The following is a 12,047-nucleotide window of genomic DNA, read 5'->3' as shown; positions in this document are numbered from 1 at the left end:
CAGCTAATTTTTCACTGAAGTACAAGCGAATTCTGATGCTGCAGATCTACAATACACTGACCAAAGAGAAAGCCCCGTTTCAGCCAATGGAAGAGGGCAAGATCAACATGTATGTATGCGGGATAACCGTCTACGATTTCTGTCATATTGGTCATGCCCGTGTGATGGTTTCTTTTGATGTTATAACCCGCTATCTGCGTGCCCGTGGCTGGGATGTGACTTACATCCGAAATATCACCGATGTTGATGACAAAATCATTAAGCGAGCGGGTGAGAACGGCGAAACACCTGATCAGCTGACCGATCGTATGATTGATGCGATGCATGAGGATGAAGATAAGCTTGCGGTATTGCGTCCTGACCAGGAACCTCGTGCAACCCGGCATATGCAGGAAATTATCGAGATGGTACAGGTACTTATCGATAAAGGTTATGCCTATGCTGCTGCAAATGGCGATGTTTACTACCGGGTCGAGAAATTTGCCACCTATGGCCAGCTGACCAATAAAAACGTTGAGGAACTTCGTTCCGGTGCCCGTGTTGAGGTACAAGACGCCAAAGAGAGTCCGCTGGACTTTGTGTTGTGGAAAGCGGCTAAAGCAGGAGAGGTTAGCTGGGAGTCACCATGGGGTGCTGGCCGCCCTGGCTGGCATATAGAATGTTCTGCGATGTCGAAGTGCTGTCTGGGAGACACTTTCGATATTCACGGTGGTGGCCCTGATCTGCCATTCCCTCATCATGAAAATGAGATTGCGCAGTCAGAAGCGGCCAATGGTGTTAAGTTTGTTAATACCTGGATGCATGCCGGCGCAGTGCGGGTTAATGCTGAGAAGATGTCTAAGTCACTGGGTAACTTCTTTACTATTCGTGATGTATTGGATAAATACGATGCCGAGGTAGTGCGTTACTTCCTGTCTTCTGTGCATTACCGCAGCTATATCGATTACTCCGAAAATAGCCTGAAAGAAGCCCGTAGTGCCCTGGAACGTTTTTATCAGGCGCTTAATGGTGTGGAAGCCCAGGCCGCTAAGCTTGATAACGATTATGAAGATCGCTTCAATGCCGCGATGGATGATGATTTCAATACACCTAAAGCGATGGCTGTACTGTTTGAACTGGTTAACGAACTGAATACTGCAAGCCGTGAAAAGACGGCTCAGGCCCCGGCACTTGCGGCTCAGTTGAAACAGCTGGGCGGTATTCTTGGCCTGCTGCAACAGGAACCTGAAGCCTTCTTGCAGGGGGAAAGCAAAGAGGGTGAAATTACACCGGAACAGATCGAAGCGCTTATTCAGCAGCGGGCTGACGCTAAAAAGGCGAAAGATTTTGCCACATCTGACAAGATCCGTGATGATCTGGCCGCTCAGGGGATTATCCTGAAAGACAGTCGTGAAGGGACAAGCTGGTTTCGTGAGGCATAAAGCCTCATAACCGAAGTATCTTGGTAAGGCGTATCAGTATATTTGTACTTTCAAAGGCAGCTCAAACAGCTGCCTTTTTAATGTTTAGGATCGAAAATGAGTCAACTGCCAACCCTGGTCATTTTTTGTAAGCGTCCTTTGGCCGGTCAGGGAAAACAGCGCATAGCTGCGACCTTGGGTAAACTACCTGCGCTTGAGATAGCGACCGCGTTGCTCGATTGTGCGCTGGAAGATGCTGAAGCCTGGCCTGGTAAGCTGGTCTTATCTCCGGCGAGCGCTGCAGACCAACAATGGGCAGCAGGCCTGTTGCAAAGGGATTGCAGGGTAGTTCCCCAGTGTGAAGGTAATCTTGGCAAGAAACTGAATTATATCGATCAGTTGTTACGTCTCGAAGGTGATACCAGTCTGCTATTTATTGGTACTGATGCTCCGGAACATAGCCGGTCACACTATCAAGAGCTTATCGGTCTGTTTACTGAAACCGATATGCTATTTAGTCCTGCTGCCGATGGGGGAGTAACAGCCATGGGGTGTAATCAACCATGGCCTGAGCTTTCTGGTTTGCCCTGGAGTACTCCGCAACTGGGTACTGATCTGGTCGCGGCCTGTCAGTCTGAGGGCTTTCAGGTTGCTTTCAGTTCAGCTTGTTACGATGTGGATACTGCTGCAGATCTGGCGCGCCTTCAAGTGTCGATTAAACATGATGCTAGACCGGCCCGACAGCAACTGTTACAAAGAATAGAAAGTCTACTAGATTGAATTTTAAGGGGTTTATATGGAACTGATTCGAAGTCGTGACTGGTATTCAACTTCCGACGGATCAGATCGGGGCTATATAAGGCCCCATTACTTAAAAGAGTTATGGTTTCATACCGGTACCGCTTGTAATCTGAGCTGTGACTTTTGTTTTGAAGGCTCCGGGCCGGGCGATAAGCGCCTGGATCTGATAAAGCTGGATGATGTCACTCCATATATTCATAGCGCTCTGGAATTGGGTGTTCAGCAATTCTCCTTTACGGGAGGCGAGCCTTTTCTGGCTAAAGATCTGATAAAAATCCTGAAACTGGCCTCTCAACATGCTCCCTGTCTGGTGCTGACGAATGGCACTGATGCTCTACAGAAACGACTGCATCAGTTGGATGAGCTGAAAGGTAGCAAGTTTCCGATTAGCTTTCGTGTCAGTATTGATGCTCCGATCGCAGAGGTACATGATGCCGGGCGTGGTGAAGGGATGTTCGATAGCGCCCTGAAGGGAATGAAAGCCCTTTATGACCGGGGATTCCATGTTTCGCTTGCCAGACAGATGGCTGATGGTGAAGATACTGCGGCTATCGAAAAACTTTATCGGGATGTATTAGTTAGCCGGGGGCTACCTGCGGATATGCATTTTGTTGCTTTCCCAGACTTTCTGCCACCGAATAGTGATGGCTCAAGCCCGGATATCAGTACTCACTGTATGACTCAGTATCATACCGAAGAGAGTCGCAGTAGTTTTATGTGTGCTTTCAGTAAGATGGTCGTTAAGCAGAATGGTAAGATGAGGGTATATGCCTGTACCCTGGTGGACGACGATCCGGAGTACGATTTAGGGGATGATCTGGGTCGGGCACTCGAGCAACAGATCAGTATGAAGCATCATCGGTGTTTTTCTTGCTTTAAATATGGTTCTTCATGCAGCGAGTCATAGTCTGGTCAGTGCCTGGAGCCGTTTTAGCGGCGTTAAAATTTCGATCAAAATGCTCACTTACAGCCGTGAGCTGCGCTTTTTCACTCAATTTTGCATTGCTAAAACGACTCCATTTCACTGACTTTGGTTATGATAGTTTTCGATGCTGAATATATCGGTCGTAATTCCTGTTGGTCCCGCCGAATCTGATCTGGGCCCAATGCTCAACAGACTGACATATTTGCGTCAGGCTAAAGAGATCGTCTTTGTTTTCTGTCCCGGTTCTGAGGGACTGAAAAGCCAGCTTGATCCTTATCTGTGTGATCGTGTTAGATATTTGGTTTCTGAGCAGGGACGTGCAGTTCAGTTAAATCTTGGTGCCGACTCTTGTAGCGGGGAATTCATCTGGTTCCTTCATCTTGATAGCCAGGTAGCTAATAACCATTGGCAGATGCTTAATCAAAGTCTGCAGCGCTGGCCTGAACGGCTGCACTATTTCAATCTTAAGTTTGAAGCAGATGGCCGTGGTCCGATGTGGTTAAATAGCCTGGGCGCTAATCTGCGGTCAAAATACCTGGGCTTACCATTTGGCGATCAGGGCTTTTGTATCTCCCGTAATAAGTTTGATCTTTTGGGCGGTTACCCTATCGATGCAGCTTATGGTGAAGACCATCTGTTTGTCTGGCGCGCACACCAGAAGAGAGTCAGATTGGCGAATACCGGATCGACACTCACCACCAGTGCCCGTAAATATTCTGCTGTTGGGTGGGGGCGGCTCACCTTTAAGTATCAACTATATTGGATTAAACAGGCGTTGCCGCAGTTTTGGTTGCTGTTAAAAGGTAAATTCTCCATTTAATAAGAGAGAGATATGATCACTAATGACGAGGCTTATGTCCTGATTCGCAAGGTCGTAGGTAGTGAGGATAAGGTAAGTATCTATCTGGATGATTTCGGCCCAGTCTGTGTCGCTAATTTTGGATATGTTACACCTGAAGCGACCGCAGTCCCGGTAGTTGCTGAACCTGTTAGTCTGGTCAGCCAAACGTCATTAGAGGATATGTTAAGCGATGAAATTGAAGTTGCTGATTGTTTCGATATTCCTATTGGGTTAGGGCCTCTGCTTATTGATAAGCGTGATAGTGAAATCTATGAGACCGGATCTGCGGTTATTTTCCCCTCAGAGTATTATGTTCAGTCTTTTCTTGCCTGTGGTGATCCTTGTGGTGAAGCTACGGCGAGAATAAAAGTGACTAACAGTCTAAGTACTGATCTATTAAGAGATACCGCTGTTATGATTCATCGTTGTTCCGATGTGAGTATTTCAAAGGCTCTGTTTGGCTTAAGAAAAATGAGCAAAGGAGATATTTTTGAATTTACGGCTAACTCGCCATCGCAAGCTTGTCAGCTTGCTATTCAACTTCGTCAGGCGGGACTTCTGGCGATACAGTGTTGGTGTAGTGGTGGACAGGAGTCTATAGATAAAATGTTTAGCAACGATACTGTTTTAACCTCAGAACGCTTACATGAGTTTGACCAGTTACTTTCAAGCTATCAGATTTAAAGCCAAGAATAACCTTAAGGATCGCTATCCATGTGGGATAAATTCTCAACCCTAAAACAGCTCATAGGCTTCATGTTGCCATATCGCAGATACTGGATCGGGGCGATGATCGCACTGTTGTTCACTGCGGGTATTACGCTGGCTATTGGGCAGGGTGTGAGGCTGGTAATCGATAATGGCTTTGTTGCGGGGTCTGTTTCACAGTTAAACCAGGCTATTGCGATGCTGGTGGTTATGGCTGTTCTGATGGCCTGCGGTACGTTTATACGCTTCTATCTGGTTTCCTGGCTGGGAGAGCGGGTAACCGCTGATATTCGTCAGTCGGTTTTTGATAATGTTATTAGCCTGCATCCCAGCTACTTTGAAACAAACCGTAGCGGCGAAATCATGTCGCGTCTGACCACCGATACCACCTTACTTCAGTCGATTATTGGCAGTTCTTTTTCAATGGCGCTGAGGAGTATAGTGACCACTTCTGGTGCTCTGATCATGCTGTTTGTCACTAATATTAAGCTGTCGATGATTATTGTCGCCGGCGTGCCTCTGATACTGTTGCCGATTCTTATATTTGGTCGCCGGGTACGGGCACTGGCTCGCAAAAGCCAGGACAGTATTGCTGACGTTGGCAGTTATGCAGGTGAGGTGATACAGCAGATTAAAACCGTGCAGAGCTACACTCAGGAAACCCATGAAAGCCGGGCTTTCGGGGTAGAGGTAGATAGGGCATTCAAAGTTGCACAGCACCGTATCCGCCAGCGAGCGATGTTGATGGCGATGGTCATATTATTGGTGTTCGGTGCTCTGTCAGGCATGCTCTGGGTGGGTGGCTATGATGTTATTACCGGTGCGATGTCTGCAGGCGAACTAGGGGCTTTTGTGTTTTATGCATTAATAGTGGCGATGGGTGTCGGTACTCTGTCTGAAGTGTATGGTGAGTTACAACGGGCGGTTGGTGCCACTGAACGACTAATGGAGTTGCTGCATGCTGAGAGTGAGATTAAGGCACCGAACTCTGGGTCTGTAGAGCAGATTCCAGTTGCAGCATCGCTGAAACCTCAGTTGTCGTTTGATGAGGTTACTTTTAATTATCCATCACGTCCCGATCAAACAGCGCTTGAGGAGTTTTCACTGACCTTAAGCCAGGGAAGTATAACGGCCTTGGTTGGCCCGTCAGGTGCCGGAAAATCTACTGTATTCGAACTTCTATTGCGTTTTTATGATCCGGCAAAGGGGCAGGTTTGTTTCGATGCTATTGATCTGCGTGAATTTAATCCACGTGAGTTGCGACAGCAGATGGCGTTGGTCTCTCAGCAGCCTGCATTGTTTACCGCGAATGTGATCGACAATATTCGCTACGGCAGGCCTGACGCGACTGAAGAGCAGGTTATTGATGCCGCAAAGGCTGCCTATGCTCATGAGTTTATTGAGCGTTTGCCTGATGGCTATGAAAGTGATCTTGGAGAACAGGGCGTGCGTTTATCCGGTGGTCAGAAACAGCGTATTGCTATTGCCCGGGCAATTTTGAATGATCCCCGCATACTGCTGTTAGATGAAGCTACCAGCGCGCTCGATACTGAGAGTGAGAATAAAGTACAGCTAGCGCTGGATACGTTAATGGAAGGGCGTACCACAGTGATTATTGCGCATCGCCTTTCGACTATATTGCATGCCGATCAGATTGTAGTACTAGATCAGGGCAAAATGGTTGGGATGGGCAGCCATAATCAGCTATTACAAAGCTCTGAACTGTATTCGCGCTTGGCAAAGCTGCAGTTTAAGAGTGATGCAAAGAGCCAGGATCGCATCCTGTAATCAAGTAGAGCGTTGAGAATTAAATAAAAGGGGCCTACAGGCCCCTTTTATTTAATATAGATTACTTATTTACCCTGATAGTTAGGGGTGCGCTTCTCGACAAAAGCGTTAACGGCTTCAAGGTGGTCTTCGGTGTTGTGGCAGATACCCTGCATTAGCGCGCAGTGCTCAAGGAATTCAGGTAGCTCCATTTTCTGAGCCGTTTTCATCAGACGTTTAGTCATACGTAGTGCCTGGGGTGGCTTTTCTGCCATACGGCTAGCCAGTTCCTGAGCCTTTTCCAGCAACTGCTCAGGTTCTACAACCTCCAGCAATATACCCAGCTCTTTTGCTTCATCAGCACCGATTACGCGCCCGGTGAAGGTTAGTTCTGCGGCTTTTTGATAGCCGATCAGGCGTTGTAGAAACCAGGCTCCGCCATCGCCAGGAATGATGCCCAGATTAACAAAGGTTTCGCCTAACAGTGCTTTTGTAGAGCCGATACGCAGATCACACATACAGGTCAGATCAAAGCCTGCACCGATAGCGGGACCATTGACGGCAGCGATTACCGGAATGTCGATTTTTGCCATCGCCAGCGGAATACGCTGGATGCCCTGACGATATTTGTTTTGTACCTCGTAAACGTCACCCGCGAAGGCGCCGTCTTTGTGCTCACCGTCCCGCTCGCTCATCTCTTTAATATTGCCGCCGGCAGAGAATGCACTACCATCACCGGTAATGATCAGAACAGACACTTCTGGCGTGCGGTTAACCCACTCAGCCACATTGACCAGATCATCAATCAGTCCGGTGCCGGTCAGTGCGTTACGCACATCATGGCGTTGAAAGGTAAGGGTGGCTACGCGGCTGTCTAAGGTCAGAGTACTGTCATTAAGAACAGGGTATTGCAGTGTGTCAGTCATCTTCATTCCATGGCGATTGTTAGAGTATCGGACTGTTATTACAACTCAGCCTCTTATAAAGCATAAAAGTGTATCAGATCTGCTGGTGTGGCACAGCGAATTAGTCAAGTTGTTGTTCCATAATGGATAGCCAGCCAGATAGTATTTTCAGTAGGGGATGTCCATTCAACCCGGTGTTTTCGGTGCGCTGGAATATGAAGATACTGACCGGTAACGAGTTCGACCGGTTCACTGTCGGGATAGCCTATACGGGCAGACCCTTGTATTACCAGAACCCATTCATGTCGATCCTGATCGTACCAGCCATTATCAGGTGAGTGGTGGCCGCGGGAGACGATACGCTCAATTTTAAGCTGATCATTCTCAAGTAGGGTAGTGAACAGCTCGCCAGGAAGCTCTCCCGGAATATTTGTCAGCAGGTTTTGCATTACTTTATCTCTTTAATTCGTTTCAAAAAGAGTAGACCAAAACAGGAAATTAGCAGCAGATTGATTACAGGTTAACGAATTCCTTGCCGATCAGACGTACCCATATCAGCTGATGTTCCTTAATATTGCGACTTTTTCACTATAGCGCTTGAGAGCGGGCGTTTCACACTATGGTAGTGATCTTGATAAGAAACAGATTGATGCTGTGTTAACGTAGCGATAAATGATCCGTTGGCGGATCTATAGCATTTTAGCTACCAGGTTGTAGAGACCTGTTATTTCACAATATTTTGTAGGATTTGTCTGATGACACTTGAGCGTAAACGTATCGGCGAAAAACTCAGTCGTATAGTAATACATAACGAAACGGTTTATCTGTGCGGTCAGATTCCTGTTGATCTCAGTGCCGATTTTGTCGGTCAGACAAAAGCGGTCTTAGCCAGTATTGAAAATGATCTGGCTGAGGCAGGAACCGATAACAGTAAGATGCTCTCTGTACTTATCCATGTTAAGGATAATAGCGATGTTAGTGTCTTTAATGATTTGTGGAATGCCTGGTTGCCGGAAGGCTGTGCGCCGGCAAGAACCTGTGTTCAGACAACCATGGCCAATAGTGATGTGTTGGTTGAATTAACCGTTATCGCAGCGCTGTAAACAGGAACAGATAAGGAAGTATCGGCATGACAATTATTCGCAAACGTAGTACTCAAAAAGTAAGCAGAATCGTGATTCACAATGACACGGTATATCTTTGTGGTCAGGTAGCGCTGGATATGAATGAAGATATTATAGGTCAGACCAAATCAGTGCTGGAGCGGATAGATGATCATCTTGCCGAAGCCGGGTCCGATAAAAGTAAGATTCTGAGTGCTTTGATTCACATTAAACACAATAAAGATGTTGCTGCTTTTAATGAACTTTGGAATGAGTGGCTGCCTGAAGGCTGTGCGCCAGCAAGAACCTGCGTAGAGTCAGTTATGGCTCGCGATGTTGTGCTAATTGAAGTGACCGTGACTGCGTCAGTGTAATAAGCCAGTGCTTCGTTTGTCTCTGGTCCCATTCACCAAATGGGATGCTATCTGATCAGGCCATATTCTGGTTAAGGAAACACAAGATAACTGCCTGATCAGCACTTTAAACTAAACCGTCTTATTATATTTTAACGCTGCGGTAAGTATTATTCCTAAGCCCGTCAGGAGTGCTGCGAGCAGGTAACCTGAAGTGAAAGAGCCACTCGCCTCTGCAAGATAACCCGCCAGTGTAGGTCCGCCGATCTGTCCTACACCGAAAAAGAAAGTGACATAACCGAACACTTTTCCCGCTTGAGAGGGTGGCAGCATATCACTCACCATTGCAGCAACGATGGCTGGGATGCTAAACGCGGTAAGGCCGAACAGTATCATGGATAGATACAGAGAGTAGCCACCTAGCTGTAGCGCGACTAACAGATATGAAACCGTCTGAATGCTATAGACAGTGATAAGTCCGGTTTTTCGGCCAAAATGATCGGATAGCCAACCGAATAAGGCACCGGAGAAGACGCTGAGAATACCTATCGACATCCATAGCAGACCCGCTTTTGCTTCACTGAAACGATACTCTTCGACCAATGTGGTGACAATGAAGGTCGCGTAGATAACGTGGGTAAAGCCAAACACAAAGTAGATAGCACCAATGTGGGCGATCAGATTTAACCCCTTACCCCGAACTTCATCAGTCTCAGCTTTAGGTGTTGTGCCAGAGTCGCTATCGCCATAGGGTCTTATCGATAGTAGCTTTGGATTGTTGCGAATCAGTGCAGCGATAATCAGCGTAAGTAGGGCGATCACCACAGCAAATGAAGCCCAGCCAATACGCCAGCCTGATTCACTCCAGTGACTATTGAGCCAGGGAATCAGTAACCCGCTGGCCATAATGCCTAACCCGTTACCAACGATCATGTAACCTGCTGCACGGCCACGGTATTTCTTAGAAAACCAGTGGGCGACTAATGTCATTGCGGTGATGTTGGCAGCACCACTTCCAATACCAGTAATAAAATACATCAGAACAATAAGCCAAAGCACATCACTTTGACTCACAATCAGCATACTGACGGTTATTAAAGCCAGTCCGGTAACGATGGTTTTTCGCTCACCGAGTCGGGTAATCATTTTGCCGCATAGAAATACTGAGAGCAGGTAACCTATGAAATTACCGGTACTGATAAAGCCCATCTCTGAATAGCTCAGCTGCAAAGTTGCACCCATTGAGGGTAGCAACATACCCAGCGCAAACCGCCCCAACCCCATACAACAGAACAGGGTAAGCATGCCGGAAAAGACAATGATCCAGGCATAATGAATTTGGCGTGTATCAGCGGGTATTTCTGAGTTTGTTAACATATAAACTAATTGTTCTCGGTTATCCCTCTAAGTGCTTAAGCACTGTATTGCTAAATACCAGAATAGAAGGGGGTGAAGAGGTGTTACTGCTGCCAAGTTGAAGGCTCAGATAATACAGCCCCGGCACCTGCCGAGTAAAATATGATTTAGTCGTAGAGTTAACTTTAAAAAAAACAGAGTGATAATCCGACTATTCATTGGTATTAGCCAAAGGGTATTAAAGGATCGGAGTAACACTTTTAGATTCCCATTGGCGGACGCCAATGCGAGGTAAGCGTAACCAGCAATGTTCCATTGCGCCTGAGAAGCGAAACCGACGTCTGATCAGGTTGCACGATGGAAAGGTTGAACTAACAACTTTGGCCTGATCTGACAATAAAAGAGCAGGACGCCAATGCGAGGTAAGCGTAACCAGCAATGTTCCATTGCGCCTGAGAAGCGAAACCGACGTCTGATCAGGTTGCACGATGGAAAGGTTGAACTAAGAACTTTGGCCTGATCTGACATAAAAGAGCAGGACGCCAATGCGAGGTAAGCGAAGCCAGCAATGTTTCATTGCGCCTGCAGAGTGCAACCGACGTCTGATCAGGCTTCGTGGAGGTAGTGAAGAACGCCGAATATCAGCCTGATCTGACAAAAAGAGTCAGTCATTGCGCCAGTGAAGCAAAACCGACATCTGATCAGGTATTAGCAGAGGATGAATAGTACGCCTTACATGAGCCTGATCAGATATATCTAAGAGAGTTAGCCTGTAATCAATTCCAGACATGAAGCTTCAAGATCGGCATCATAATAGGCCATGCCTAATTTACCTAAATACTCCATGCGGTCTGCTTTCATCAAATCTATTTGTGGTGCACCGAACCCATTTGCCTGATAGATACCCGCAAGGTGGGCCATAAAGTTCTCACCTTCTTTGACTAGCAGTAAGCTTGCTGCACCTACATCGGGTTTTACTTTGGCATTCAATGCTTCGGGCAGGTTTGCAGCAAACACAACAGGCTGCTCGTCACCTTCAACCCGCACGCTGCGGTCTCGTACGGTCTGTTCAGCCCAGTAAAAAGCCAGCTCTTTACTTTGTGTCAAAAAAACCGGTTCAATCGATTCTGTGTACTTATTACCGATAGTTGCCATGGTTTTCTTGGCTGCTGCTTTCAACGCTTTATCACCGGAGCGCTTCAAGCCTTGCTCTTTGATAGAGTCGACCAGCGCGGATGAAGTACCGTGGTACCAGATATTACTCGTCGTAAAGCCTTGTTCGGTTAACAAATCGTTAGCATCTTTAAGAAAAACGGGTGTATCAGTCATATTCGAAATCACTTAATCAGTTTGCAGTAGAAAGCAGGTAAGGGAGCCTACAAGCAAGTTCCTAAATTCTAACGTAAAAAACCATTCGATTCTTTCGTAGATTAAGTTCCTCTGACAATTTATTTATAAAAAAAGCGGCGCCTTAAACAAGGGGCCGCCTTTTTATCTGAAGTTAAGATGTACCCTGGTACAGAGGAAGTAATATCAGGGCACTTCTCTTAAAACTAATTCAGCTTAACCGAACTGGTTAGAGGTGTTTTTCGCACCGCCAGCTTTCAGAGCGTTCTCACCAGCAAAGTATTCTTTGTGGTCGTCGCCCATGTCAGAACCAGACATGTTCTGGTGCTTAACACATGCGATACCCTGACGGATCTCTTCACGCTGTACGTTCTTAACGTAACCCAGCATACCTTGCTCACCGAAGTACTCTTTTGCCAAGTTGTCTACAGACAATGCAGTAGTGTGGTAAGTCGGCAGAGTGATCAGGTGGTGGAATACGTTCGCTTCACGTGCAGTGTCAGCCTGGAACGTACGGGTACGTTCGTCAGCTACAGCAGAA

General features: G+C 46.9%; 12 protein-coding genes and 1 pseudogene. 8 read left to right on the top strand and 5 right to left on the bottom strand.

The features are described from left to right. The first annotated feature begins 35 nt into the window (after positions 1-35). The 6 genes from cysS (at position 36) to EHS89_RS20470 (ending at position 6,463) form a co-directional block, all read left to right on the top strand. Positions 36-1,421: a cysteine--tRNA ligase gene (cysS, locus tag EHS89_RS20495; protein ID WP_124928039.1), complete on the top strand. Its 1,386-nt coding sequence runs from the start codon at positions 36-38 to the stop codon at positions 1,419-1,421. A 96-nt stretch (positions 1,422-1,517) separates the two neighbouring features. Continuing rightward, positions 1,518-2,180: a TIGR04282 family arsenosugar biosynthesis glycosyltransferase gene (locus tag EHS89_RS20490; RefSeq protein ID WP_124928038.1), complete on the top strand. Its 663-nt coding sequence runs from the start codon at positions 1,518-1,520 to the stop codon at positions 2,178-2,180. A 16-nt stretch (positions 2,181-2,196) separates the two neighbouring features. Continuing rightward, positions 2,197-3,108, top strand: a complete 912-nt coding sequence (locus tag EHS89_RS20485) for a radical SAM protein (RefSeq protein WP_124928037.1) — start codon at positions 2,197-2,199, stop codon at positions 3,106-3,108. Between the two features lie 142 nt (positions 3,109-3,250). After that, entirely contained in the window at positions 3,251-3,946 is a 696-nt protein-coding gene (locus EHS89_RS20480) for a glycosyltransferase (RefSeq protein WP_124928036.1), read from the top strand. Between the two features lie 12 nt (positions 3,947-3,958). Beyond that, complete coding sequence (locus EHS89_RS20475) at positions 3,959-4,651, top strand: hypothetical protein (protein ID WP_124928035.1); 693 nt, start codon at positions 3,959-3,961, stop codon at positions 4,649-4,651. Positions 4,652-4,681: 30 nt separating this feature from the next. After that, positions 4,682-6,463, top strand: a complete 1,782-nt coding sequence (locus EHS89_RS20470; protein ID WP_124928034.1) for an ABC transporter transmembrane domain-containing protein — start codon at positions 4,682-4,684, stop codon at positions 6,461-6,463. Positions 6,464-6,528: 65 nt separating this feature from the next. Here the strand turns inward: EHS89_RS20470 and EHS89_RS20465 are convergent, their stop codons facing one another. Both EHS89_RS20465 and EHS89_RS20460 read right to left on the bottom strand, forming a co-directional pair. Then, positions 6,529-7,368: an enoyl-CoA hydratase-related protein gene (locus tag EHS89_RS20465; RefSeq protein ID WP_124928033.1), complete on the bottom strand. Its 840-nt coding sequence runs from the start codon at positions 7,366-7,368 to the stop codon at positions 6,529-6,531. A 104-nt stretch (positions 7,369-7,472) separates the two neighbouring features. After that, entirely contained in the window at positions 7,473-7,796 is a 324-nt protein-coding gene (locus EHS89_RS20460) for a cupin domain-containing protein (protein ID WP_124928032.1), read from the bottom strand. 306 nt (positions 7,797-8,102) lie between these two features. Here EHS89_RS20460 and EHS89_RS20455 point away from each other — a divergent pair, with 306 nt between their 5' ends. Both EHS89_RS20455 and EHS89_RS20450 read left to right on the top strand, forming a co-directional pair. Next, complete coding sequence (locus EHS89_RS20455) at positions 8,103-8,450, top strand: RidA family protein (protein ID WP_124928031.1); 348 nt, start codon at positions 8,103-8,105, stop codon at positions 8,448-8,450. A gap of 26 nt (positions 8,451-8,476) precedes the next feature. Next, positions 8,477-8,824: a RidA family protein gene (locus EHS89_RS20450; protein WP_124928030.1), complete on the top strand. Its 348-nt coding sequence runs from the start codon at positions 8,477-8,479 to the stop codon at positions 8,822-8,824. 111 nt (positions 8,825-8,935) lie between these two features. Here the strand turns inward: EHS89_RS20450 and EHS89_RS20445 are convergent, their stop codons facing one another. The 3 genes and pseudogenes from EHS89_RS20445 to EHS89_RS20435 all read right to left on the bottom strand — a co-directional run. Continuing rightward, a complete protein-coding gene (locus tag EHS89_RS20445) occupies positions 8,936-10,180 on the bottom strand; it encodes an MFS transporter (protein WP_244937412.1) in 1,245 nt (414 codons plus the stop codon). A gap of 744 nt (positions 10,181-10,924) precedes the next feature. Continuing rightward, positions 10,925-11,488, bottom strand: coding sequence for a hypothetical protein (locus tag EHS89_RS20440; RefSeq protein ID WP_124928029.1), 564 nt, complete (start codon positions 11,486-11,488; stop codon positions 10,925-10,927). 234 nt (positions 11,489-11,722) lie between these two features. Then, positions 11,723-12,047 (bottom strand): annotated as a pseudogene (locus EHS89_RS20435) (isocitrate lyase); the annotation flags it as partial.

The sequence above is a fragment of the Amphritea balenae genome (genome assembly GCF_003858655.1).
Classification (GTDB): Bacteria; Pseudomonadota; Gammaproteobacteria; order Pseudomonadales; family Balneatricaceae; genus Amphritea; species Amphritea balenae.
This window is presented reverse-complemented; position numbering and strand designations above follow the sequence as displayed.

Bases quoted from the DNA above. Each gene is read 5' to 3' on its own strand.
- cysS (WP_124928039.1), top strand. From the start codon at position 36: ATGCTGCAGATCTACAATACACTGACCAAAGAGAAAGCCCCGTTTCAG.
- EHS89_RS20490 (WP_124928038.1), top strand. From the start codon at position 1,518: ATGAGTCAACTGCCAACCCTGGTCATTTTTTGTAAGCGTCCTTTGGCC.
- EHS89_RS20485 (WP_124928037.1), top strand. From the start codon at position 2,197: ATGGAACTGATTCGAAGTCGTGACTGGTATTCAACTTCCGACGGATCA.
- EHS89_RS20480 (WP_124928036.1), top strand. From the start codon at position 3,251: ATGCTGAATATATCGGTCGTAATTCCTGTTGGTCCCGCCGAATCTGAT.
- EHS89_RS20475 (WP_124928035.1), top strand. From the start codon at position 3,959: ATGATCACTAATGACGAGGCTTATGTCCTGATTCGCAAGGTCGTAGGT.
- EHS89_RS20470 (WP_124928034.1), top strand. From the start codon at position 4,682: ATGTGGGATAAATTCTCAACCCTAAAACAGCTCATAGGCTTCATGTTG.
- EHS89_RS20465 (WP_124928033.1), bottom strand. From the start codon at position 7,368: ATGACTGACACACTGCAATACCCTGTTCTTAATGACAGTACTCTGACC.
- EHS89_RS20460 (WP_124928032.1), bottom strand. From the start codon at position 7,796: ATGCAAAACCTGCTGACAAATATTCCGGGAGAGCTTCCTGGCGAGCTG.
- EHS89_RS20455 (WP_124928031.1), top strand. From the start codon at position 8,103: ATGACACTTGAGCGTAAACGTATCGGCGAAAAACTCAGTCGTATAGTA.
- EHS89_RS20450 (WP_124928030.1), top strand. From the start codon at position 8,477: ATGACAATTATTCGCAAACGTAGTACTCAAAAAGTAAGCAGAATCGTG.
- EHS89_RS20445 (WP_244937412.1), bottom strand. From the start codon at position 10,180: ATGTTAACAAACTCAGAAATACCCGCTGATACACGCCAAATTCATTAT.
- EHS89_RS20440 (WP_124928029.1), bottom strand. From the start codon at position 11,488: ATGACTGATACACCCGTTTTTCTTAAAGATGCTAACGATTTGTTAACC.